Here is a 22064-nt window from a genome sequence, read left to right on the forward strand (position 1 = left end):
GATCGATACGCAATCGTTCCCTGTTGTCAAGAATAAACTCAGTTGCAGATATGAGGTCTTCGGAAGCTATTACCGGAGCTTGAAAGGCAGGTTTTAATTTAAATAATCCCAATTTAACACCTTTCAGTCCCAACCGGTAGTCGATAGCAACGACAGTATATCCCCTTTTAACCAAATCTTTAAAGAAACGAACATTCTCTTCTCCCGTACGCGATCCCCCAACAAACCCGCCACCGAAAACATATAACATACATATATCCTTTCGGACACTATCTACCGGTTGATATACATCCATCCACAACGAGCAAGTATCACGATCTGCAAACTTATAGGTATCCACCTGCTGTCCTCTAATGACAGGTGTAAACGCGATCAGACACAAAAGTAACAGACAAACACGGAATTTATAACATCTATTGTATTTCATTCTATATAAGATTTATTCTCTATACTGCAAAATATCATCAAGATAACTATAACGAACTAAAAGGGGCTACCCTATAAGTCGGACAAGCCCCTAAGAATTATACATTCATTCTTCTAGTTTGCAGCAATCGGCTTCTCTGTTTCTGCCGTCCAGTCTGTGATCGTAGGAGTATAAGTAATTTCAGGAACATTACTTTGTGATATGGATATAGCATATTCAACAAGCTGGTTGGGCAACCAGGGACTACCAGTCAACGTGATTGTTTTTTCCTGATCTGCAAGATTGACTGTATTCAATACCATTAAGTCATATTTTATATATAGCTGAACAGCTGTAACTTCCTGAGGAACAACAAACAGACGAGTTGAAAACACATACGAAGTATTATCATCCGGGTCACCATGACTATCATCTCCATAATCTTTACCATACGAAATTAAGACACCGCTTCCGCTATATACAGTATAATTAGCATCATTAGTTCCCACCATTGTCCATACAGGTGACGGCTTTGAGACAAATTCGCCTTTATAATATAGTTTTTTTAGAGATAACTCCTTAATTTTAAAAGTAAAGCCATGTTGCGCTGTCTGAATCGTAAAGTACAACTGTGTCAGAGCATGATTAAAAATCAATGGTACGGGACTACTAGTCGTTGTCAAATCTCCGGTTTCTGCATACATCAAATCCATGGAGGCAGTCGCATCCTGGGTAAAATTGCTTAATTTGACCCCCTTGGCTGATTCGTAACCCAAAGATGCTTTATTATAAGGACTATAAGCCACAAACTTCAGGTTTCCCGTTGGAGGCCAGTAGTAAATATCATTCCCTTTCCAGACACCACTTGAATTACTGACCAGAAGATTTTTAAAATAAAGTCCGTCATCCTCAAACTGATAATTACCTGATTGAGTTTTGAAATAGGCATTCACTCCAAATGTTGAACTTGTAGGAAATGCAGAAGGATTGGCTTTTGTGGATTTTCCGATCGATGCACTAAATGCAATCGGAACCTGACTCTGTTCTTCCGGAGAGTCCATTTTCGTGCAACTTGTTGTTGCCAGAGCTATAAGGCTAGCCCATAATAATAACCGTCTCATAATTTTACCCTTTCGTCTAAATCATTTTTACCTTTTCATTAAACCGGAAGAGGAATCACAACATCATCCCAATCGTAAACTTTAGGATCAAAGGCTCCCTCTTCTCCTCCATCACTATCTTTAATCACAATTTTTTGTTTAATAACGATCTCACCACCATGAGGAATACTTTTGATAGGTATAGTCAGATCATCTAATTCCACAATTTTAGTTTCGTCGTTGTTGAATACGATGGAAATGTGGTGGTTTACATCGTTTCGCTGGTGTGACCCGAACGACCGGAACTCTCCATAAATAAATCCTTCACTGGCGGATTCAGTACTTTTTTTCATTTTAACTTGCATAGCCGCCGCTTCGTCTTCACGATGACAACTATTTGTCAGGAAAACAGAAGTATACATCCCCGTAACTATCGCCGTAGCTGAACGAAAGTTTTGCAGACCTTCCACCCTGATTTTGAAACGGTACGTATAAACCAAAGGAATCAACACTACCGATACATGTACTGGTTGTTCGTCTGCTTCATTCTCTTCTTCCTCTTTCTGATTCTCCGGATCAAAATCGTCTGTATAAAAACAGAATAATGGATCAGGCTCTTCTATCTGCATAACAAGATCACTGCGAGTGTGTTGATGTGTATATGCTTCCGCCGTTTCCGGTTGCTCCATGCCACGATAAAATAATCCATCCAGATCAAAAAAGTCAGAGGAGTAGATTAATAAAGAATATTTGCCATGTGGAACACTAATACTTCCTGTTGTATCAACTATTGAACCTTTTATTGGATTTTCACCTGAAACAGGATAAAATATCAGGTTTACAGAACGCATTCTCAAATCTTCAAAGCTTGCTAACGAATCAGGAAGGAGGTCGGCTACTTCCACTTGAACCGTTTCTTTCTCCTTACATTCTTCTTGCGGGAACTCTCGGACACATCCTACGAAACCTATTTGTAAAGCGACAGCCCAAACAATCATATAAACTATAGTTTTCATTCTTTGACTGTATTTATAATTAAAACACAGCCACACATAAAAAGTTGTAAAAAGTTTGTTATTTTTATAGTGCCAAATTTGTTAAATCAATAGATACTGAAATCCTGCGGTTTTATCACAAAACCGATCCTCAGCATGCTTTTGAACTGATTATATTCCAGCAAATTCTCACCGTAGCCATTATAATATTGAAGGAAGAAATATTGGTTCTCGTTATTGTTGAATTTATAACTCAGCTCTACTTGGGTATTAAAGCTGAACCATGTTTTACGTTTCGTCAGAATCACTCCGCAGTTAAAGCGCTTATTGTCTGTCCGAAAATTTGTTGCCACCTGGAATATACCGTTATATTTCAATAAGTCTTTATTATACTTACCATCGACGATCGGTATCCAGGTTTTGAACTGGGCTTCCCAGTTTTTATTGAGAACAACGGCCGCAGCAAATGTAACTCTATTCCAACTACGGGAAGCCGTACTGTCTTTCCCGTTCGACTCATGTTCAAGCATCAGATAGCCTTTACCGATATATTTATTATGATGGATGATCAGATGCCCCAACCCTATTCCCGGGTTGAAGTTCAGGTCGCGCATAGGAAGAGATTTCTGGAAAACATTCCAAAAGGCTTTCTGTGTATACTGAATAAAAAGATAAGTATCGAAAGGTAATTTACTTTTGGTTAACCGTTGGGCGATACTCAACTGGAACTTCACATCCGAATTGGCTGCGGTGGGCTTATGACCGATCGTCGTTCCACCTACGAAATAGTTATCCTTAAACAATGAAAAATAAGGTGCCTTATCCAATACGGCACGCACACTATCTGCATTATATTCCATCTTAGGATCCTTTTCCAGTATCTGAGCGGTTACTTTCGCAAGCCCCGGGATGAATAAAACCAACAGAAACAAAGCTATCTTTTTCATAAACGTTATTATATAAACCCTACATAACAGAACAAAGGTAACAATACCACAAACAGACAGTTCTCCCAAATCGCCTGAATTATAGTCAATTCTGCAACCCATCTTTTATTAATAACCATTTCTTAACTGGTATGTTCATTTTTTATATCTTTGTCCGCATGGAAAAAGTATACCAATATTATAACGAAACTATTACAGCTTATAAACGCGGTTCGGATAGTCTGAAAAAGAGAATGCATTTATGTGGGACAATCCGCCTGCTGCTTGTTGCCGGCCTTATCGCCGCTATATGGCTACTGAAAGCAGAGGGCTGGTTAGTGTTGTCCGGTGCGGTCGTATCGTTCATTATCCCGTTCATCGCACTAATGGTTTATCATACACACTTGTCCTATCTGAAAGAATACGCAGATACTTTAGTACAATTATGCAACGACGAATTAAAGGCGTTGGATTATGATTTCAGTGCTTTCGACGGAGCTCCGGAAAAGAGTTCGGCCGATCATTCCTTCAGCCTGGATCTCGACCTGTTCGGCAACCGTTCTATCTTCCAGTCGATCAACCGGACAGTGACAGTAGTTGGAAAAGAGACACTCACCCAATGGTTCATCGATCCGCTTACCGACAAGGAGGAAATAAAAAAACGCCAGGAAGCTATCCTGGAATTAAGCTCACTAACCCAGCTGAGACAACATTTCTTTGTCACCGGCAAACAATATCCTAAAGAGAAAGGAGATATCAATACATTAACTGCATTGACGAATCATACTCCCTCGTTTATTACCAGTACACTTTGGAAATGCCTGATCTGGATTATTCCTGGATGCTGGGTTGTCCTGTTTATCGGGATCGCATTAGAGTTGATCAGTTTTTCCTTCTTCGGAATATTCTTTGCTTTTGCATTCTTGTTATCCAATATGCGCACCAAACAAATCACAGCGCTTCACAATTCCGTGAATAAAATGGAAATGATACTTTCCACCTATTCCCTACTGATCAAAAGTATAGAAGGCGATATTTTCAAATCGGCAGAACTTTCGGACATAAGCAAACAGTTTACAGGAGCAGACGGGACAGCCTCGAAGGCGTTAAAGAAGTTATCCAAATGTATAGGGGCTCTCGACCAGCGAATCAGTTTCATAGGAATTATTCTGAATATCTTTATCTTACGCGATACCCGGACCGCAATGAGATTGGAGAGCTGGATACAAACACATGCAGAAGACATCCCTCACTGGTTTGAGGCGTTGGGACGCTTCGACGCTTATAGTTCATTGGGAGGATTTGCCTTTAATCATCCGGGGTATATTTATCCGGAGATAGCCGACACTTATTTCAAGATGAGCGGTAAATCGTTAGGACATCCGCTGCTTCGCCGTGATGTTTGTGTGAGAAATGACATATCCATCGAGAAAAGTCCCTGGTTCCTGATCATCACAGGAGCGAATATGGCAGGTAAAAGTACCTACCTGCGTACGGTCGGAGTAAATTATCTGCTGGCTTGTATCGGAGCTCCGGTTTATGCCGATTCATTGACTGTATATCCGGCTAAAATGGTAACCAGCCTGCGCACTTCCGACTCGCTCGTCAGCAACGAATCTTATTTCTTTGCCGAACTGAAACGCCTGAAGATGATCATCGACCGTTTGCAACAGGGCGAAAAACTATTCATTATCCTGGATGAGATATTGAAAGGAACCAACTCTATCGACAAGCAAAAAGGATCGCTTGCCCTGATGAAACAATTGGTGTCTTACCAGACTTGCGGAATTATCGCAACCCACGACCTGGCACTGGGCGAACTGGAAAAGGAATTCCCTGCCCAAATAAAGAATTATCGTTTTGAAGCTGACATCAAAAATGAAGAACTGACCTTCTCGTATCAACTGCGTGAAGGTGTTGCACAGAATATGAATGCTTGCTTCCTGATGAAAAAAATGGGGATCACCGTGTAATCCCCATTCCTTTTTCTTTATTTCTACTTATCTTATTTCTTCGTCCGGTACTTTTCTATCTCCGGAAGATATCTTTTAATATCGTTTATACGCGTGGCATCACTCGGGTGAGTACTCATAAACTCCGGTGTGCTGCCTCCTTTTCCGGCGGACATCTTTTGCCAGAAGTTTACCGCCACCTCCGGATTATAACCCGCCATAGCCATAAACACCAGTCCCATATAATCGGCTTCCGACTCATGCTTACGCGAGAAAGGCAGCATGACACCATACTGTGCCCCCACTCCATAAACTGTGCTTGCCAACGTCTGAACGGCTGTGCTTTTATTACTTACCGCCTGGCCCAAAATAGCCGCGCCATATTGAGTCATCAACTGCTGGCTCATTCGTTCATTACTATGCTTGGCTACGGCATGGGCCACTTCGTGACCAACAACGACCGCCAACTCGTCATCCGATGCCACCAGAGGAAGCAGCCCCTCATATACCACGATCTTTCCGCCCGGCATACAAAACGCATTCACCTGATTGTCTTTCACCAGATTAAATTCCCACTGGAAGTTTTTAATCTCGCTTTCCATTCCATTGGCTTTCAGATAAGCCTCGGTTGCCGCCGCGATCTTCTTCCCTACCCGGGTAACCATTTCACTCTTAGCCTTATCTGTAGATTTGGTTGCCGATTTCATATAATCGCCATATTGGGTCAGGCTCGACGACAAGACCTCCTGATCCGAAACGAGCAGCATTTGTTTTCTTCCTGTTAAAGGGACACTACCACAACTACTTAGCAGCAAGAATACCGCCATTAATAAACCTGTTATCTTCTTCATCTCTCTCATTTAGTTTTTACCGATACAAAATTATCATTTCTTTATAAGAATAGAACAATTCCAAAGGCATTTTTGCTCAATAGATATATAGGATAAATAATTATGCAAAAAAACAGCGCAACCATGTATAAATATTCAATTATTCAGCTTATATTTGCAACCGTTTTGCATAAATATACAAATATGAGTACAAAGAAGGAACGATTGGACGCTATTTGTCGCATCATACAAACAAAGACAATATGTAATCAGGAAGAGCTGCTGAAGGAGTTGGAAACCAGCGGATTTCAGGTTACACAAGCTACTTTGTCGCGCGATATAAAGCAACTGAAAGTAGCCAAAGTACATGATGCAAACGGCGATTATGTATATTGTCTGCCCGATTATTCAGCTTTGATACAGCCGAAAAAGCCCCAGACACAACATCATCCCAACATCGAATTTTCCGGAAATCTGGCAGTTGTAAAGACAAGACCGGGGTATGCGATGGGTATCGCTTCCGATATCGACACTCACGCTCCTCACGAAATACTGGGAACGATAGCCGGAGACGACACGATCCTGATCATCCCCCGCGAAGGGATCAGTCGGGACCGGATAGTAAAAGCATTATCACATTTTATATAAGGGCGATAAGGGAGACCAGAGATCTTCCGTTTATAAACAAAGTAGACAAAGAACAAGCATTAAGAAATGGAACAAGAAACAGAAATCGATGTAATGATCGCTGATGCCTCTCATGAGGTATATGTCGACACAATTCTTGATACAATAGAGGCCGCTGCCAAGGTACGCGGAACCGGTATCGCAAAGCGTACGCATGAATACGTGGCCCAAAAGATTATAGAAGGGAAAGCGGTCATTGCGCTGGCAGGGGAAAAGTTTGCAGGTTTCAGTTATATAGAATCGTGGGGAAATAAGCAATATGTCACCACTTCCGGATTAATCGTTCATCCGGATTACCGTGGATTGGGTATTGCCAAACGGATTAAGGATATGACCTTCCAGCTGGCTCGTATGCGCTGGCCGAAAGCGAAAATATTCAGCCTGACATCAGGAGCGGCAGTGATGAAAATGAACACGGAACTGGGATATGTACCGGTGACTTTTGCCGACCTGACTGACGACGAATCATTCTGGCGTGGTTGCAACGGTTGCGTAAACCATGACATCCTGGAACGTACAGGCCGCAAATATTGTATTTGTACAGCCATGTTGTTCGACCCGGCCGATCCGCACCGTGCTAAACGGGAAGCAGAAGAGAGAAATAAAAATAATAAATAATAAGGGAGACCTTGTAAGGGCGTTTCGCGAAACACCCATATGGAATCCACAAAAACAAACAGACAATGAAAAAGAAAGTTGTAGTAGCATTCAGCGGAGGTTTGGATACCTCTTTTACCGTCATGTACCTCGCCAAAGAAAAGGGTTATGAAGTATATGCAGCTTGTGCCAACACCGGAGGTTTCAGCGAAGAGCAGCTTAAACAGAATGAAGAAAACGCCTATAAACTGGGCGCAACTAAATATGTTACCATCGACGTAACAAAAGAATATTACGAAAAGAGTCTGAAATATATGGTATTCGGTAACGTGCTGCGTAACGGTACGTATCCTATCTCCGTTAGTTCGGAACGTATTTTCCAGGCTTTGGCGATCGCCCGTTATGCCAACGAGATCGGAGCAGACGCTATCGCTCACGGCTCGACAGGTGCCGGTAACGACCAGATCCGTTTCGACATGACGTTCATGGTGCTGGCTCCCAGCGTAGAGATCATCACCCTGACACGTGATATGGCGTTGACTCGTGACTACGAAATCAATTACCTGAAAGAAAACGGTTTCGAAGCTGACTTTACCAAACTGAAATATTCTTATAACGTAGGTCTTTGGGGAACTTCCATCTGTGGAGGCGAGATCCTCGACTCAGCACAAGGTTTGCCCGAAAGCGCTTACCTGAAACAGGTAGAAAAGACCGGTAGCGAAGAACTGCGCATCGAATTCAAGAATGGTGAAATCCACGCCGTAAACGGTGAAGTATTCGAAGACAAGATCGCCGCTATCCAGAAAGTGGAAGAGATCGGCGCCGCTTACGGTATCGGCCGCGACATGCACGTAGGCGATACGATTATCGGTATCAAAGGACGTGTAGGTTTTGAAGCTGCTGCTCCAATGTTGATTATCGGTGCACACCGCTTCCTTGAAAAATATACATTGAGCAAATGGCAGCAGTACTGGAAAGACCAGGTAGCCAACTGGTACGGCATGTTCCTGCATGAAAGCCAGTACCTCGAACCGGTTATGCGCGATATCGAGGCCATGTTGCAGGAATCACAGCGTAACGTAAACGGTACGGCTATCCTCGAACTTCGCCCGCTTTCTTTCTCAACCGTCGGTGTTGAATCGAAAGACGACCTGGTGAAGACTAAATTCGGTGAATACGGCGAAATGCAGAAAGGCTGGACGGCAGAAGACGCGAAAGGCTTTATCAAAGTAACTTCCACACCGCTGCGTGTTTATTATAATAATCATAAGGACGAAGAAATATGATCAAGATCGGAATTATAGGTGGTGCGGGATATACGGCAGGCGAACTGATTCGCCTGCTGCTTAATCACCCGGACGCTGAGATTACATTTGTGAATAGTACCAGTAACGCCGGGAACCGGATCACTGACGTTCATAGCGGCCTGTTCGGAGAAACCGACATGCGTTTTACCGACGAATTGCCACTGAACAGCATCGACCTTCTTTTCTTCTGTACCGCCCACGGCGATACAAAGAAGTTCATGGAAAGCCATACTGTCCCCGAGAACGTAAAGATCATCGACCTCAGCATGGACTACCGTATCGAAAGCGACGAACACGATTTCGTTTACGGCTTGCCCGAACTGAACCGACGACGTATCTGCAACTCCCGACACATTGCCAACCCCGGTTGTTTTGCCACCTGTATCCAGTTAGCCGTTTTGCCGCTGGCCAAACACCTGATGCTGAATTCAGAGTTGCACGTCAATGCGATCACCGGATCGACAGGAGCCGGTGTTAAGCCTTCGTCGACTTCTCATTTCAGCTGGCGAAACGATAACATTTCGATCTATAAGCCGTTCACACACCAGCACCTGGCAGAGATCGGACAGAGCCTGCGCCAGTTGCAGAATAGTTTCGAAAGCAATATCAACTTCATACCGGTAAGGGGAAATTTCTCCCGTGGTATTTTTGCCACGACATATGTGGACTGTAAGGTTAGTCTGGAAGAGATCAAGCGTATCTACGAAGAGTATTACGACGATCATTCTTTCACGTTCATTACAGATAAGAATCCGGACCTGAAACAGGTAGTAAACACAAACAAGTGTCTCCTGTATCTACAGAAATATGATAACAAATTGCTGGTCGTATCCATGATCGACAACTTGTTGAAAGGCGCCAGCGGTCAGGCTGTGCATAATATGAACCTGCTGTTCGGTCTGGAAGAGACTGTAGGATTACATCTCAAACCGTCAGCATTTTAATAATTAATCAATGTGCCAATTAAAGAACACTATTAATTGGCAAATTGGCAAATTCACACATTATTTATCATGAAACTATTCGACGTATATCCTTTATTTAATATAGAGATCGTAAAAGGGAAAGGATGCCATGTATGGGATGCCGAAGGGACTGAATACCTCGACCTGTACGGCGGCCATGCTGTAATCTCTGTCGGTCATAGCCACCCTACTTATGTAGCCGCTATCACCGATCAGGTGAACAAACTGGGATTCTACTCCAACTCGGTTGTCAACAGCCTGCAACAAAAGCTGGCCGACAAACTGGGTAAGGCTTCCGGTTATGACGATTACTCTCTTTTCCTGATCAACTCAGGAGCTGAAGCAAATGAAAATGCTTTGAAACTGGCTTCATTCCATAACGGTAAAAAACGGGTAATCGCTTTCAAGCATGCTTTCCACGGCCGTACTTCCGCAGCGGTTCGCGTAACGGATAATCCGAAGATCATTGCTCCGGTCAATGAAGATCTGGCTGTTACTTACCTGCCGTTAAACGATGCGGCAGCTGTTGAAGCAGAGCTGCAAAAAGGAGATGTATCTTCTGTTATCATTGAAGGTATTCAGGGTGTCGGTGGTATCCAGCTTCCGACAGACGACTTTATGAAGGAGTTGCGTGCTTTGTGTACCAAGTATGAAGCCTGTCTGATCCTGGATGAAATCCAATCGGGTTACGGACGTAGCGGTAAGTTCTTCGCTCACCAATATGCCGGAATTAAACCGGATCTGATTACAGTAGCCAAAGGTATCGGCAACGGTTTCCCGATGAGCGGTTTGTTGATCAGCCCGATGTTCAAGCCTGTTTACGGTATGTTGGGAACTACTTTCGGTGGTAACCATCTGGCTTGCGCCGCTGCTATCGCCGTATTAGACATCATGGAAAATGAAAAATTGATCGACAATGCAGCAAAAGTAGGGAATTTCCTGATCGAAGAATTACACAAACTTCCGGGTATCAAAGAGATCCGTGGCCGTGGCCTGATGATCGGTATCGAATTCGAAGAGTCGATCAAGGAGGTACGTGGTAAACTGCTGTTCGAAGAAAAGGTATTTACAGGTGTTGCCGGAACCAATACGATCCGTCTGCTTCCGCCGCTTTGCCTGACAATGGACGAGGCAAAAGATTTCCTTGCCCGTTTCAAGAAAGTTCTTAATGCTTAATTAGTTCTTTATTATAAAAAGAATGCCGCCAACGGAGTTTCCGAAGGCGGCATTCTTGCTTTATTTAGCTTCTTCGACCCTATAGTTAAATATCAGAGTAGAACCAAAAGGTATCCCTCCCATACCTAACTGAAAATCATAACCTAAAGTAGAAGGTAAAATTGCTTCGATAGAATCACCGACCGAAGTCTCAAGAATAACACCTTTCAAGCCTGTTATCAGTTCACCTACAACAAAATTTTCAGTTATTTTATTCTGGAATGTTGTTCCATCAATATAATGTCCTTCCAAAGCAAAATTCAAATTACTACTGCTTGTCGGATATTTAGGTGTTTCAGCTTTTCTGTCAATAATCCGATATAAAGTAGTATCTCCATACTTCACCAATTGTTCATAAACCAATTCTCCATTCTCGTCTTTCTCCAGTTTCTTCTCACGGATATACTCGCGGTTCTTCTCATAATGAGCAATCTGCTCCGGAGTCAACTCAAATTTGTTGTCATCGTTATTATCACAAGCGGTAAACATACTCAACATCACCATCGCAGAACATGCGACTGCATAAATAGATCTCATTCTTCGATTTTATTTTATTATTAAATTCTTTTGAAGCCGCAAAGATAATAATAAAGAGTTTCCGCTTTGTTATCTCAAAGAACTTTACGTTATTTGCATAGATAGAAACAAACACAATAAATACAAATGAAACTAAATAAACTATTTGTTGCCGCCGCTATTACTATATGTTGCAGCAGTTTGTGTACCGCTCAGAAATCACTTAATTTAGAAGAGGTACTTAGTGGAAAACTTATCCAGACCAAAGGCGTAGGAGCCATGAACTGGCTGAAAGACGGCGAACGCTACAGCCGTCTGGAACAAAACAAGGAAGAAGGAGGAATGGATGTCGTAGCCTACCGTGCCAAAGACAATGCCCGTGAAGTAATTATCCCATCTAGTATGTTTACAGATAAATCGACCGGCAAGAAGATTGCCATGGGAAGACTATCATGGAGTAACGACAACGATAAAGTCCTAATATTCAACAATACGAAACGTGTATGGCGATATGATACCCGCGGCGATTATTGGGTGCTTTCCCTACATGACGGCAACCTGCGTCAATTGGGTAAAGGCCTGCCCGAATCATCCATGATGTTTGCCAAATTCTCCCCCGACGGAACAAGAGTAGCCTACGTTTCCGACAACAATCTTTATGTAGAAGATATAAACTCCGGTAAAAAAATCCAGTTGACCAGCGACGGAAGCCAAACCATCGTTAACGGTACATTCGACTGGGTATATGAAGAAGAATTCAGTTGCCGCGACGGTTTCCGCTGGAGCCCGGACGGCAAATACATAGCCTACTGGCAGAGTGATACGGAAGGTACCGGCGTATTCGACATCATCAACAATGTCGACTCCATCTATCCCACCATCCTGCATTTCCCCTATCCGAAAGCAGGCACCGCCAATTCGGCCGTTAAAGTGGGGTATATCCCGGCTGAAGGCGGAACGACCACCTGGATCGACATTCCGGGCGATCCCCGTAACAACTACATTCCACGCATGGATTTCATTCCGGAAAGCAACGAACTGTTTATCCAACAGCTAAACAGGGAGCAGAACACCAATAAAGTATGGATTGCCAAAATAGGTAGTGCCACACCGGAAAATATCTTTACAGATAAAGATGCCGCCTGGCTGGATACAAACGATAACATCCTGTGGCTGAAAAACAATCGATACTTTACCTGGGAAAGCGAACGGAGCGGATGGCGTCATCTGTATCGCGTGAGCCGTGACGGAAAAGAGATCGTTCCTGTCACAAAAGGTGATTTCGATTATATCGAGCCGGTAGGAACCGATTTACAGAAAGGTTTGGTTTATTTTATTGCTTCACCGGAAAACTATACACAACGTTACCTGTACAGTGCAAACCTGTTCGGCAAAGGCGAAGTAAAACGCCTCAGCCCGAAAAGCCAACCCGGACAACACCGTTATAATATGTCGCCGACCGGAAAATGGGCGGTACATACCTGGAGCAACTCGGTAACTCCGCCGGTAATCGACATGGTTTCATTCCCTAAAAACCAGTCTGTACGTATCATCGAAGATAATGCAAAAGCCAAAGAACAATACGACGCGCTGGGACTGAACCCGAAAGAATTTGTCAAAGCGAAGTCAGGCGATCTGGAACTGGATGTATGCATGATCAAACCGGTCGACTTCGACCCGTCGAAGAAATATCCGGTGATCATCGAAGTCTATGGTGAACCGGCCGGATCGACTGTGCAGGACTCATGGGGTGGCGGCGACCTGTGGAACCAGTATATGGTTAACCAGGGATATATCTACGTCAGCATCGAAAACCGAGGAGCCAACGCACCGCGCGGACGCGAGTGGCGTAAATGTATCTATGGCGAAGTCGGTACATTCGCTTCGGAAGACCAGGCGCGGGGCATACAAGACCTGGCTAAACAATTTTCATTCATCGATCCGGCCCGCATCGGTATCAACGGATGGAGCGGCGGCGGTAGCCAGACACTGAACTGCATGTTCCGCTACCCGGATGTATTCCACACCGGTATCGCGATCGCCTTTGTCGCCGACCAGCGGCTGTATGACACTGTCTATCAGGAACGCTATATGAACACCCCGCAGAACAATCCGGAAGGTTACCGCAAAGGCTCTCCTATTTCATACACCGAAGGATTGAAAGGAAACTTACTGCTGATACATGGAACCGGAGACGATAACGTACATTACCAGAACTGCGAAATGCTGGTAAACGAACTGGTGAAACACGGAAAGATATTCAGCCAGATCAGTTACCCGATGCGTAGCCACGGAATCTATGAACGCGAAGGTACGACATTGCATCTGCGGAAAAGCATGGCCGACTACTGGTTGAAACATTTACCGGCCGGAGGCAAATAAATACGAACAATTAAAAGTATAGAGTAAAAAACACTATGAAACGTTTGATGTTATGCATTGCCGTAATCTCGGCAATATTCCTTATGCCGGCACGGGCCACATCACAGATCCGGGAAAAGGCAGAAGGGTTACTGAATGCTGTTATTACAGAGAACAAAACGAATGAAACAACGGCCGACTCATCAGCGATAAACGCTGATGAGAAACGTCGGCAGGATTCTGTCCGGATGCAAGAGTTGGAGCTCCAGTTGCAGGAAATGAAGTTGAACGAGATAGTCCTCCGAACCGAACTGAATGATGCGCTGAATATGCACATCACCAGCGATTCGCTGAAGAGAGAGGAACAACGCCACAGTATCGACTCATTACGAACGCTGACTCCCGGCGTACCTCTCATCATCGACGACGATACCCTCCTCACCTTTTATGCCAAAAGAGGAGGAGTATCCGCCCACGATCGGGCAGAGAATGCAGTTAATATGATCCTGAAAATAGGTAAAGACCTCAGCCTGAAAACAGATTCCGTACATCTGTTCAGCAGCGAATACCAGACAGATATCATGTATGGGGAAAAAGTGATACTAAGTGTCACAGACCAGGACGCCCTTTGGTTAAATACAGAAAGAGAAGAACTTGCCGCAAAATATCAATCCGTAGTCAACGCTAAGATCGTATCGTTGAAAAAAGAACACGGCATACTTCAAATGGTCAAACGGGTAGCTCTGTTCGTTCTCGTACTGGTAGTACAGTATCTTTTATTCAAGCTGACTAACTACCTGTTTAAGAAACTACGCAGAAAGATCATCTGGCTAAAACAGAACAAGCTCCATTCCATAACCATACGCGATTACGAATTTCTGGACACCCATCGGCAAGGCAGGATACTCATATTCCTGAATAATATCCTGCGTTATATCGTATTGCTGATACAGCTTATGTTCAGTGTCCCGATGCTGTTCGCTATATTCCCACAAACGGAGAATCTGGCAATGAGACTGTTCACGTATATTATCGAACCAATTAAAATGGTTCTTAAATCGGTTATTGAATATATCCCCAATCTGTTCATTATCATTGTTATCTACTACTGTGTAAAATATATCATCAAAGGTATCCAATACATAGCCAACGAGATTGAAAGTGAAAAGCTAAAGATCACCGGGTTCTATCCGGACTGGGCGCAACCCTCTTTCAATATCATACGTTTCCTGTTGTACGCTTTCATGATTGCAATGATCTATCCTTACCTGCCGGGCTCCGACTCCGGCGTATTCCAGGGGATATCGGTCTTCGTCGGACTGATCGTATCGCTGGGATCGAGCACGGTGATCGGAAATATCATCGCAGGTCTGGTCATTACCTATATGCGCCCGTTCAAACTGGGCGACCGCATCAAGTTAAACGAGACAACCGGCAACGTGATCGAGAAAACTCCGTTCGTGACACGTATCCGTACGCCCAAGAACGAAGTGGTTACGATCCCCAACTCCTTTATCATGTCGTCACATACGGTTAACTATAGTGCTTCCGCCCGTCAGTTCGGATTGATCATCCACACCACGGTAACGATCGGTTACGATGTTCCCTGGAGACAGGTACATCAATTGCTTATCGATGCCGCAAGGTCTACCCCGGGTGTACTCTCTCATCCGAAACCGTTCGTGCTGGAAACAGAATTGCAGGATTATTATCCTTGCTACCAGATCAATGCCTATATAAAGGAAGCCGATCAGCTGGCCCAGATAACTTCCGACCTGCACCAACAGATACAGGATACCTTCAACGAAGCCGGGGTAGAAATCATGTCGCCCCATTATTTTGCCGGACGCGACGGAAGTGCGACCACCATCCCTTCCGAATATCTGCAACGCCCCGACGAGCCGGATAAAAAGTAAGAAACAGCCTGTTATATAGTTAAAAAAGTCCTCCTGCAAAACAAAATGCAGGGGGACTTTTGTTATATCCGCAAAGTCACTAATAAAAATGCACAAAAATGAAAAAGTATTTTATCGCAGTAGCAGCTCTGGCTTTATTAGCTGCATGTAGCGGGAAGAAAACAGCCGAACCCGCTCTGATTGAGGAAGAAAGTGTCGCAGTAGCAGAAGCAATACCCGACGCACCGGTTTTGCCTGAAGTAACAGGAAAAACTACTAAGCCTATGAATATGCGTGATTCACTGAAAGTTGATCCCAAAAAGGGAGCTGTTATTCAGAAAAAATATAAGGGAACATTCCCCGCTGCAGATGGTCCCGGCATCGTTTATGACCTGACTTTATATTATCAGCAAGATAGCGAAGATGGTGTTTACGAAATGGATGCCACTTATCTGGAAGCAGAAAACGGACAGGATAAAACATTCTCTTCTACCGGTAAACGCCAGGTAAAACATGGCACCCCTGCCAACTCTGAAGCAGTCGTTTACGAATTGATCCCAAGCGATGGAAGTATGACATTCTATTTCCAGGCAGAAGGCGACAGTTTGACACTATTGAATCAGGAATTACAAAAGGCTGCATCAGATCTGAATTACACTCTGACGCTCGTTCCATAAAGAAACACATCTTTGTATAAATAGAAAAGAGGCACCCCAACTCCTACCGGGAATGCCTCTTTTCGTTTGTATAAAATCGGTAATTACTTAATACCTAATTTTGTTTTGATTGCTTTTGGCAGTGCATCTTTATGGACAACAATCGTCATTGTCTTATAAGCAACGAACGGTTCGGAAGCATACCAGGTTCCGTTATATTTATTGTCTGTTCCCCATGAGTTCTTTACCATATAGAACTTTTTACCGTTCTGGTCTTTTGCAATACCGTAGATCAACATACCATGGTCGTCAGTTGTCTGATAGTTATCGTAATCTTTCTGACGCATTTCCTGAGTGATAGTCAATTCCTTGCAACCCGGTTTTTCAATCATCTTACGGATTTCAGCCTCCTTTTCAGACTTGCTAAGGCCAACCCATTTGTCCTGGTCTGAACCAGAAGTCTCCATAGAAGCCACATCGGCAGCAATAGCAATACCATTACGTGTAAATCCTTTTTCACTTACGTCGGAAGCCCATGCGATAGAATAACCTGTGTTGATGGCATTGTCCATCACCTGCATCAGTTCATCCAATGGCAGGTTGTATGACAGATCCCAACGCCAGTTGTCCTGTACTTCAATTGGGAATGCAGTATAGAACGGCTGGTGTGTGTAAGAAGTCAAAGAGATATAATCATCGATATTCAATCCCAGTTCCTTACCGAAGCTTTCCGGAGTATATTCTTTTCCGTTATAAGTGAATTTTTCGGGAACGGCTCCCAGGTAAGAATCGATAATTCCGTCGAAACCTTTCTTCCAGGCAGTAGACAATTTACCGTTCGGGTTCTTGATAAGTGTATTTACATAAGAGATTGCCAGACTTTCCAATTCACCATGTACATGCTGATCTTCACCATACTGCAATCCGTTCATTACTGATTCGGGAACGGCACCATAATGTTTGGTTGCATAAAGCACGTCACCGAAAGAACCTCCCTGTGCAAAGTTTAAACAACCGTGCAAACGAACGAACTTATCCGCCTTATCTTTATATGAGTGGCTTACCACGAACATTTCAGAAAGATCATACTCTCCTTTACCCTGACGCAACAGTTCAGCTTCCAGGAAGCCGATACCGGAGAACGACCAGCATGTTCCTGTACGGTTCTGATTCTTAACCGGAGTTATTTTCAATTCTTTTACCGGAGTAAATACATACTCTTCTGTCTCCTGTGCCCCTACTGAAGTAGAAAGCATACAAGCCAACATTAAGCTGGCAACAATAAGTTTCTTCATCTTTTATTTTCGATTTTATTAGCAATTATACATTTTATCACAAATGTACGGGTTTTATTCCAATCCGACAATTACTTCTTATCTATAAGAATGTTACATAGATTATGAATTATCAATTGTAAAACATTTGTACGATTAATAAAGCCCGGAGAAGGAAACCCAACTCCGGGCCGCCAGATTAAATACAAAGTGTAATCAAAAGCGTATCTGAACCTGACTAAACTCTTTTCCGAAAGCATGAATACTATTCAATATCTTTTCAGATGTATCTTTATTCGGGTTTCTATAACCATTGGCATAATTCCAAAGCTGTTTCTGGTTGACACCCGTTATTTCTTTCATACCTGCAAAGGAAATGAATTTCGAATAATATTTCAAGAAGCCGGACACGTCAAAAGTAAATTCTATCTCATATTCTCCTTTTAACAGTTCCGGTAATTCCTCATTTGCTTCTCTATACAGTTCCAAGCCTTCCAGTAGATTTTCTTTTGTTTCTTCTACCGTATCACCAGCACCGTATACACCGGGCACATCTTCTAACCATGCCCCGAACTGATCCTTACCACCAGTTATGACCGCTTTTAACAATTTACTTTCCATATTCTTTGATGTTTTTTAATTACAAAGTAAAGAGAGGGGCTTAAAGCCCCATCTCCTTTTCAATCTTAAGCCGAAGTCCTTCGGGAATCTCTTTAGAACTGTGAAAAGGTACTGGATACCTTTTGCCATTCTTTTCGTAGATTACATGACTTCCACTTTTGCGAACCTCAATCCAACCTTGCTGAACTATGGTTCTGTGAAATTCTCTGTACTTCATAATTTCAAATATCGCTTTTGATTACATTACAAATGTAAGAAATATTTCTATCACTACAAAACATTTCGATAGAAATATTTCTACCGTTATCGTATTTAATATTTACACATAAAAAAGAGCGTCCAGATGATCGCTCCCCCAGACACCCAAACTTAACTCATTACATCTTCTACATAAAATGCTGTTTAGACTACTTAATATGTTGTTTATAAACTTATTTGGTTGTCTACATGATTTAGGATGATAGTTTAATATTAATCTTTAAATTTGATCCATACAGCTGTACATTATAATTAAAAAAAATAACTTTGCTTTCCGTTTTCCGGTTAGCAGTAAAACTTAAAGAGTATGGATAATTCAGTGAATGCACTTAATAGCATTGATATTATTATTATTGTTGATGTTGTCGGTGCGCTGGCATCGGGTAACCTGAGTAATAATGTATATCTTGTTGATACAAACAAATATATGGGTTCTTGGAATCAGGGACAGTGTGAACTCTATACAGTGTGCCATGACACTCAAAGAATCAATTGGAGAGTAGTTCCCATTAGCCCAAATACTAATGTTTCAATAGTAAAATTTACCGGTGAGATTATCACTAAACAGGTTTGTGTTCCTACCAAGCAGGGGGAAATTGATGACGAATACTGGACAGCCCGAATGCAATCGAGAGGAGCTAAAACTACTTATCAATATGCGTGTGTGTTGTCTATGAATGGTAAAGAAATGACATTTGATCCGTTTATCCAAGTGATTTAATTTATTTGCCAAAGCAAAATAATAGACAGGGGGCATGCATCATTCACAAAATCTAAGGATACATGCCCCCGCCTGTTGGATATATAAACTCCACTCACAGGCAAGACGGCTTTCTATCTGGATGCTAGCCTATTTTTTCGATCTCGACAACGTTTAACATGCAACGCTTGCTTGACTGAGTGATATCAATCTTTATACTTAAGACTCCATCTGTGACAATCACATTTTCAAATACAGTCAGTGTATCTGTGTTATCAATAATCTTTAATGGATTCTTTTGCATTGAATTTACTTCGATCAGTACTCCTGATGAGTCAGCAATATAAGATATCCAGGGCGCTTTACTTGATACATTAGTAAGAATACCGATCCTATAGGTGCCGTTTTCCATATCGGATATTGTCAAATAACCATTACTTGTTTCAGTCGTTCCTGACGTTATCAAAACCCCTCTTTCTAAGAACTTATCTGGATAAATACCACTATCATCACCTGTTGTAGCTCCAATTGTATTGGCATAATTAAGTCCACCCTTACCATTAAGACAGATTTTTCCTATTGGGATATCTGAATTGACTGCTGTTGTATTCTTAAGGTAGACTTTTGTTATTCCATCTTCAACGGCACCGTTATCGTTAAATCCCCAATTAAAGGATAAAATAGTTTTATCAGTAACAGGAGGATCAGGAGTATTCGCTTTAAAGTTGCAGATAACATCTTTGTTTGCTTGTACATTAGTTACTGTTCCCGTCCCCGACATTGTACCTACACCAGTCCCCGAAGTAACTCCAGCCCAACTTTCAATGACATAACCATTTTTAGCATTAGCAGTCATTGTAGCTGTGCCACCTTTTACTACTTCCTGACTAGCTGGCGTTACGCTACCATAGTCAATATTGTTGCTACTAGCTGATACCATGTATTTAGTTTCAACGGGAGGATCAACAGATTTAACACAAAACTCTACTATTATCTCATGGTTGGCTTGTACATTGCTAAATATATAACTCGTAATCTTCCCTTGTTCTACACCATCGATTTTAACAGAATAGACTTCGTAGCCGGATGCCGGGATTATATCGACTGTAAGTGAACCGCCTTTGATTACTTGTGTAGAATCAACCGGATTTGTCGTACCAAATGATGTGTCAGCATTTGCATTAACAATACTGATATTATAATAGACATCAGTAGTACTCATAGGTACTTTGATCGACTTTATCGGAGGCTTCGTAAAATACTGATTTTGTAACTCCTTCGCTACATATCTTCCTACAAGTTCCATACCAGCATCAAAGTTGGGATGAGTACCATCAAAGGTATACCACTGACTATCCCAGCCGTTATCTTTTCTTGTATTTGAATAATAAGACAAGCCACTGCGATTATGTACATCAATGTAACCACATGACAGGAAATCAGCCACTTTTTTACAGGCATTCACTGTATTTTCAAAAACATTTTGTCCTCTACCACCGCTATTGGCCATCGGGCTTAAAATATAGATTGAAGTATTCGGGAACCAATATAAAAGAGCCTCAATAGCCCATTTATAAGCCGAATAGAATTTTTTACGGATATCCCGAAGCGTATTATATTTCTGCAACTGAGCACTATCTGACAGATCATACAAATCATAGTCTGTGTCAATAAACTGCGAATACATACAAGTCGTCCAATCACCTACTATCGATGACCACATCGGATCAGGGTGAGTAGTATGACTGTTATTTGTACCTATCATAATCGCAATAACGTCTGGAATAAACTCAGAAGCCGTACCTTTGTACATCTTATAATGATTAATGACCGAGTACACCTGATTAGAGAGAACGTTGTTATCACCTCCCCAATCTACCTTGTTGGTTTTTATTGTTGTCGTACTTTTATCAGTACAGGTTGCACCACCCTGCGCGATCACCCGACTATCAGGAGACAGTTTTAATAAGCTCTTAGTATATTGACACCAGCTACCTACCGCTGGGCTATCTATACTGCCGCCTCCTGAGCTAGACAAAGAGTCTCCCAAAACAAGCATCTTCTTTCCTTTTAACGGAAACAAATTTATTTCAGACAATTCATTATGTATTGGAGTCAAGTTTACATTCAATCCTGACAGCTGTTCAGATGTAAGATTAAGGCTGATACGGGCCTCTTCTATCATTGAATCTATTTCTTCTTTGGAATATACCTGACCGGGAGATAATTTGCTGGCAAGAGCATCGTAGAAAGTTTCAGGATCTATCTTATCTTTGATCTTCCCTACCTCTGCTTTGTCTTCTTTCGTAAAGTCGCATTCGGACAACCCTTTACCCTCTACTACATCAACTTTTTCCTTTAATTTATCGTCAACCTCTTTACGATTGTAGTAATCGGATAAATCAACATCCCCGGTGCCTCCTATTCCATCGGGGTTCTGGTTAACCTTCCCGGTATACTCTATTGTTCCGTCGTCCTCCTGTTCGCTGTAGGGGACAATCGTAAACGCTTCGGTAAAGTCTACAGCGTAATCGCGCCGGCCTGTCTCACTATCTGGATCGAGCTTCGACCAGAACACAGATACACCGTATTTTCCTGTCTTCTGATTCTCTTCTGAGGAGTATTGCAGACTAATAATGTTGCCTTCTACTTTAAAGGCTTGTTCTGTCCGACTATTTGAGTACAGATGATGCCATGTCTCCACCTTCATGTCTTGCGCTCCGGTAAAGTTTGCCGGGCTTCCGTCCTTCATTACGATTGAGAGACGAAGAAACAGGTCTGTGTTTATTCTTTTTCGTATCAT

Annotated in this window: 19 protein-coding genes and 1 pseudogene; 10 read left to right on the forward strand and 10 right to left on the reverse strand. The window is 42.6% G+C overall.

Features of this window, described 5'->3' with window-relative positions; translation table 11 throughout:
* From QZ076_RS14945 to QZ076_RS14960, 4 genes and pseudogenes are all read right to left on the reverse strand, one after another.
* Window positions 1-427: pseudogene (locus tag QZ076_RS14945) on the reverse strand (carboxylesterase family protein); the annotation flags it as partial.
* Between the two features lie 113 nt (window positions 428-540).
* A complete protein-coding gene (locus QZ076_RS14950; protein ID WP_293714376.1) occupies window positions 541-1527 on the reverse strand; it encodes a fimbrillin family protein in 987 nt (328 codons plus the stop codon).
* A gap of 38 nt (window positions 1528-1565) precedes the next feature.
* A complete protein-coding gene (locus QZ076_RS14955) occupies window positions 1566-2522 on the reverse strand; it encodes a DUF5119 domain-containing protein (RefSeq protein ID WP_293714378.1) in 957 nt (318 codons plus the stop codon).
* An 86-nt stretch (window positions 2523-2608) separates the two neighbouring features.
* Window positions 2609-3448 carry a phospholipase A gene (locus tag QZ076_RS14960; protein WP_293714380.1) on the reverse strand — a complete coding sequence of 280 codons (840 nt, stop codon included), beginning with the start codon at window positions 3446-3448 and terminating at the stop codon, window positions 2609-2611.
* A gap of 158 nt (window positions 3449-3606) precedes the next feature.
* On the opposite strand from QZ076_RS14960, the gene QZ076_RS14965 reads away from it, so the two are divergent.
* Window positions 3607-5400, forward strand: a complete 1794-nt coding sequence (locus tag QZ076_RS14965) for a MutS family DNA mismatch repair protein (protein WP_293714382.1) — start codon at window positions 3607-3609, stop codon at window positions 5398-5400.
* Window positions 5401-5432: 32 nt separating this feature from the next.
* Here the strand turns inward: QZ076_RS14965 and QZ076_RS14970 are convergent, their stop codons facing one another.
* A complete protein-coding gene (locus QZ076_RS14970; RefSeq protein WP_293714384.1) occupies window positions 5433-6230 on the reverse strand; it encodes a M48 family metallopeptidase in 798 nt (265 codons plus the stop codon).
* Window positions 6231-6413: 183 nt separating this feature from the next.
* On the opposite strand from QZ076_RS14970, the gene argR reads away from it, so the two are divergent.
* The 5 genes from argR to QZ076_RS14995 all read left to right on the forward strand — a co-directional run bounded on the left by argR (window position 6414) and on the right by QZ076_RS14995 (window position 10941).
* Entirely contained in the window at window positions 6414-6857 is a 444-nt protein-coding gene (gene argR, locus QZ076_RS14975; RefSeq protein WP_293714386.1) for an arginine repressor, read from the forward strand.
* 66 nt (window positions 6858-6923) lie between these two features.
* Entirely contained in the window at window positions 6924-7514 is a 591-nt protein-coding gene (locus QZ076_RS14980; RefSeq protein ID WP_293714388.1) for a GNAT family N-acetyltransferase, read from the forward strand.
* Between the two features lie 65 nt (window positions 7515-7579).
* On the forward strand, window positions 7580-8779 hold the full coding sequence (locus tag QZ076_RS14985; protein ID WP_293714390.1) for an argininosuccinate synthase domain-containing protein: 1200 nt from the start codon (window positions 7580-7582) through the stop codon (window positions 8777-8779).
* A complete protein-coding gene (gene argC, locus QZ076_RS14990; RefSeq protein ID WP_293714392.1) occupies window positions 8776-9744 on the forward strand; it encodes an N-acetyl-gamma-glutamyl-phosphate reductase in 969 nt (322 codons plus the stop codon). The genes QZ076_RS14985 and argC overlap by 4 nt, the downstream gene beginning before the upstream one ends.
* Window positions 9745-9813: 69 nt before the next feature.
* Window positions 9814-10941 carry an aspartate aminotransferase family protein gene (locus QZ076_RS14995; protein ID WP_293714394.1) on the forward strand — a complete coding sequence of 376 codons (1128 nt, stop codon included), beginning with the start codon at window positions 9814-9816 and terminating at the stop codon, window positions 10939-10941.
* Between the two features lie 60 nt (window positions 10942-11001).
* On the opposite strand, the gene QZ076_RS15000 is transcribed toward QZ076_RS14995, so the two are convergent.
* Entirely contained in the window at window positions 11002-11517 is a 516-nt protein-coding gene (locus QZ076_RS15000) for an FKBP-type peptidyl-prolyl cis-trans isomerase (RefSeq protein ID WP_293714396.1), read from the reverse strand.
* A 126-nt stretch (window positions 11518-11643) separates the two neighbouring features.
* On the opposite strand from QZ076_RS15000, the gene QZ076_RS15005 reads away from it, so the two are divergent.
* From QZ076_RS15005 to QZ076_RS15015, 3 genes are all read left to right on the forward strand, one after another.
* Entirely contained in the window at window positions 11644-13878 is a 2235-nt protein-coding gene (locus QZ076_RS15005) for a S9 family peptidase (RefSeq protein WP_293714398.1), read from the forward strand.
* 35 nt (window positions 13879-13913) lie between these two features.
* The gene (locus QZ076_RS15010; RefSeq protein ID WP_293714400.1) at window positions 13914-15773 is read left to right on the forward strand and encodes a mechanosensitive ion channel family protein; all 1860 of its coding nucleotides are present in this window, start codon (window positions 13914-13916) and stop codon (window positions 15771-15773) included.
* A 98-nt stretch (window positions 15774-15871) separates the two neighbouring features.
* Window positions 15872-16429, forward strand: a complete 558-nt coding sequence (locus tag QZ076_RS15015) for a copper resistance protein NlpE N-terminal domain-containing protein (protein WP_293714402.1) — start codon at window positions 15872-15874, stop codon at window positions 16427-16429.
* Between the two features lie 83 nt (window positions 16430-16512).
* Here the strand turns inward: QZ076_RS15015 and QZ076_RS15020 are convergent, their stop codons facing one another.
* From QZ076_RS15020 to QZ076_RS22000, 3 genes are all read right to left on the reverse strand, one after another.
* The gene (locus QZ076_RS15020; protein ID WP_293714454.1) at window positions 16513-17676 is read right to left on the reverse strand and encodes a C1 family peptidase; all 1164 of its coding nucleotides are present in this window, start codon (window positions 17674-17676) and stop codon (window positions 16513-16515) included.
* 222 nt (window positions 17677-17898) lie between these two features.
* Entirely contained in the window at window positions 17899-18303 is a 405-nt protein-coding gene (locus tag QZ076_RS15025; protein ID WP_293714404.1) for a type II toxin-antitoxin system HicB family antitoxin, read from the reverse strand.
* A gap of 40 nt (window positions 18304-18343) precedes the next feature.
* Window positions 18344-18520 carry a type II toxin-antitoxin system HicA family toxin gene (locus QZ076_RS22000; protein ID WP_365325862.1) on the reverse strand — a complete coding sequence of 59 codons (177 nt, stop codon included), beginning with the start codon at window positions 18518-18520 and terminating at the stop codon, window positions 18344-18346.
* A 348-nt stretch (window positions 18521-18868) separates the two neighbouring features.
* Between QZ076_RS22000 and QZ076_RS15030 the strand changes: the two genes are divergently transcribed.
* On the forward strand, window positions 18869-19282 hold the full coding sequence (locus tag QZ076_RS15030; protein WP_293714406.1) for a hypothetical protein: 414 nt from the start codon (window positions 18869-18871) through the stop codon (window positions 19280-19282).
* 124 nt (window positions 19283-19406) lie between these two features.
* Here QZ076_RS15030 and QZ076_RS15035 read toward each other — a convergent pair whose 3' ends face one another.
* Window positions 19407-22064 carry an SGNH/GDSL hydrolase family protein gene (locus QZ076_RS15035; protein ID WP_293714408.1) on the reverse strand — a complete coding sequence of 886 codons (2658 nt, stop codon included), beginning with the start codon at window positions 22062-22064 and terminating at the stop codon, window positions 19407-19409.

Source organism: uncultured Parabacteroides sp., assembly GCF_905196875.1.
Taxonomy (GTDB): Bacteria; Bacteroidota; Bacteroidia; order Bacteroidales; family Tannerellaceae; genus Parabacteroides.

Bases quoted from the DNA above. Each gene is read 5' to 3' on its own strand.
- QZ076_RS14950 (WP_293714376.1), bottom strand. From the start codon at position 1,527: ATGAGACGGTTATTATTATGGGCTAGCCTTATAGCTCTGGCAACAACA.
- QZ076_RS14955 (WP_293714378.1), bottom strand. From the start codon at position 2,522: ATGAAAACTATAGTTTATATGATTGTTTGGGCTGTCGCTTTACAAATA.
- QZ076_RS14960 (WP_293714380.1), bottom strand. From the start codon at position 3,448: ATGAAAAAGATAGCTTTGTTTCTGTTGGTTTTATTCATCCCGGGGCTT.
- QZ076_RS14965 (WP_293714382.1), top strand. From the start codon at position 3,607: ATGGAAAAAGTATACCAATATTATAACGAAACTATTACAGCTTATAAA.
- QZ076_RS14970 (WP_293714384.1), bottom strand. From the start codon at position 6,230: ATGAAGAAGATAACAGGTTTATTAATGGCGGTATTCTTGCTGCTAAGT.
- argR (WP_293714386.1), top strand. From the start codon at position 6,414: ATGAGTACAAAGAAGGAACGATTGGACGCTATTTGTCGCATCATACAA.
- QZ076_RS14980 (WP_293714388.1), top strand. From the start codon at position 6,924: ATGGAACAAGAAACAGAAATCGATGTAATGATCGCTGATGCCTCTCAT.
- QZ076_RS14985 (WP_293714390.1), top strand. From the start codon at position 7,580: ATGAAAAAGAAAGTTGTAGTAGCATTCAGCGGAGGTTTGGATACCTCT.
- argC (WP_293714392.1), top strand. From the start codon at position 8,776: ATGATCAAGATCGGAATTATAGGTGGTGCGGGATATACGGCAGGCGAA.
- QZ076_RS14995 (WP_293714394.1), top strand. From the start codon at position 9,814: ATGAAACTATTCGACGTATATCCTTTATTTAATATAGAGATCGTAAAA.
- QZ076_RS15000 (WP_293714396.1), bottom strand. From the start codon at position 11,517: ATGAGATCTATTTATGCAGTCGCATGTTCTGCGATGGTGATGTTGAGT.
- QZ076_RS15005 (WP_293714398.1), top strand. From the start codon at position 11,644: ATGAAACTAAATAAACTATTTGTTGCCGCCGCTATTACTATATGTTGC.
- QZ076_RS15010 (WP_293714400.1), top strand. From the start codon at position 13,914: ATGAAACGTTTGATGTTATGCATTGCCGTAATCTCGGCAATATTCCTT.
- QZ076_RS15015 (WP_293714402.1), top strand. From the start codon at position 15,872: ATGAAAAAGTATTTTATCGCAGTAGCAGCTCTGGCTTTATTAGCTGCA.
- QZ076_RS15020 (WP_293714454.1), bottom strand. From the start codon at position 17,676: ATGTTGGCTTGTATGCTTTCTACTTCAGTAGGGGCACAGGAGACAGAA.
- QZ076_RS15025 (WP_293714404.1), bottom strand. From the start codon at position 18,303: ATGGAAAGTAAATTGTTAAAAGCGGTCATAACTGGTGGTAAGGATCAG.
- QZ076_RS22000 (WP_365325862.1), bottom strand. From the start codon at position 18,520: ATGAAGTACAGAGAATTTCACAGAACCATAGTTCAGCAAGGTTGGATT.
- QZ076_RS15030 (WP_293714406.1), top strand. From the start codon at position 18,869: ATGGATAATTCAGTGAATGCACTTAATAGCATTGATATTATTATTATT.
- QZ076_RS15035 (WP_293714408.1), bottom strand. From the start codon at position 22,064: ATGATACGAAAAAGAATAAACACAGACCTGTTTCTTCGTCTCTCAATC.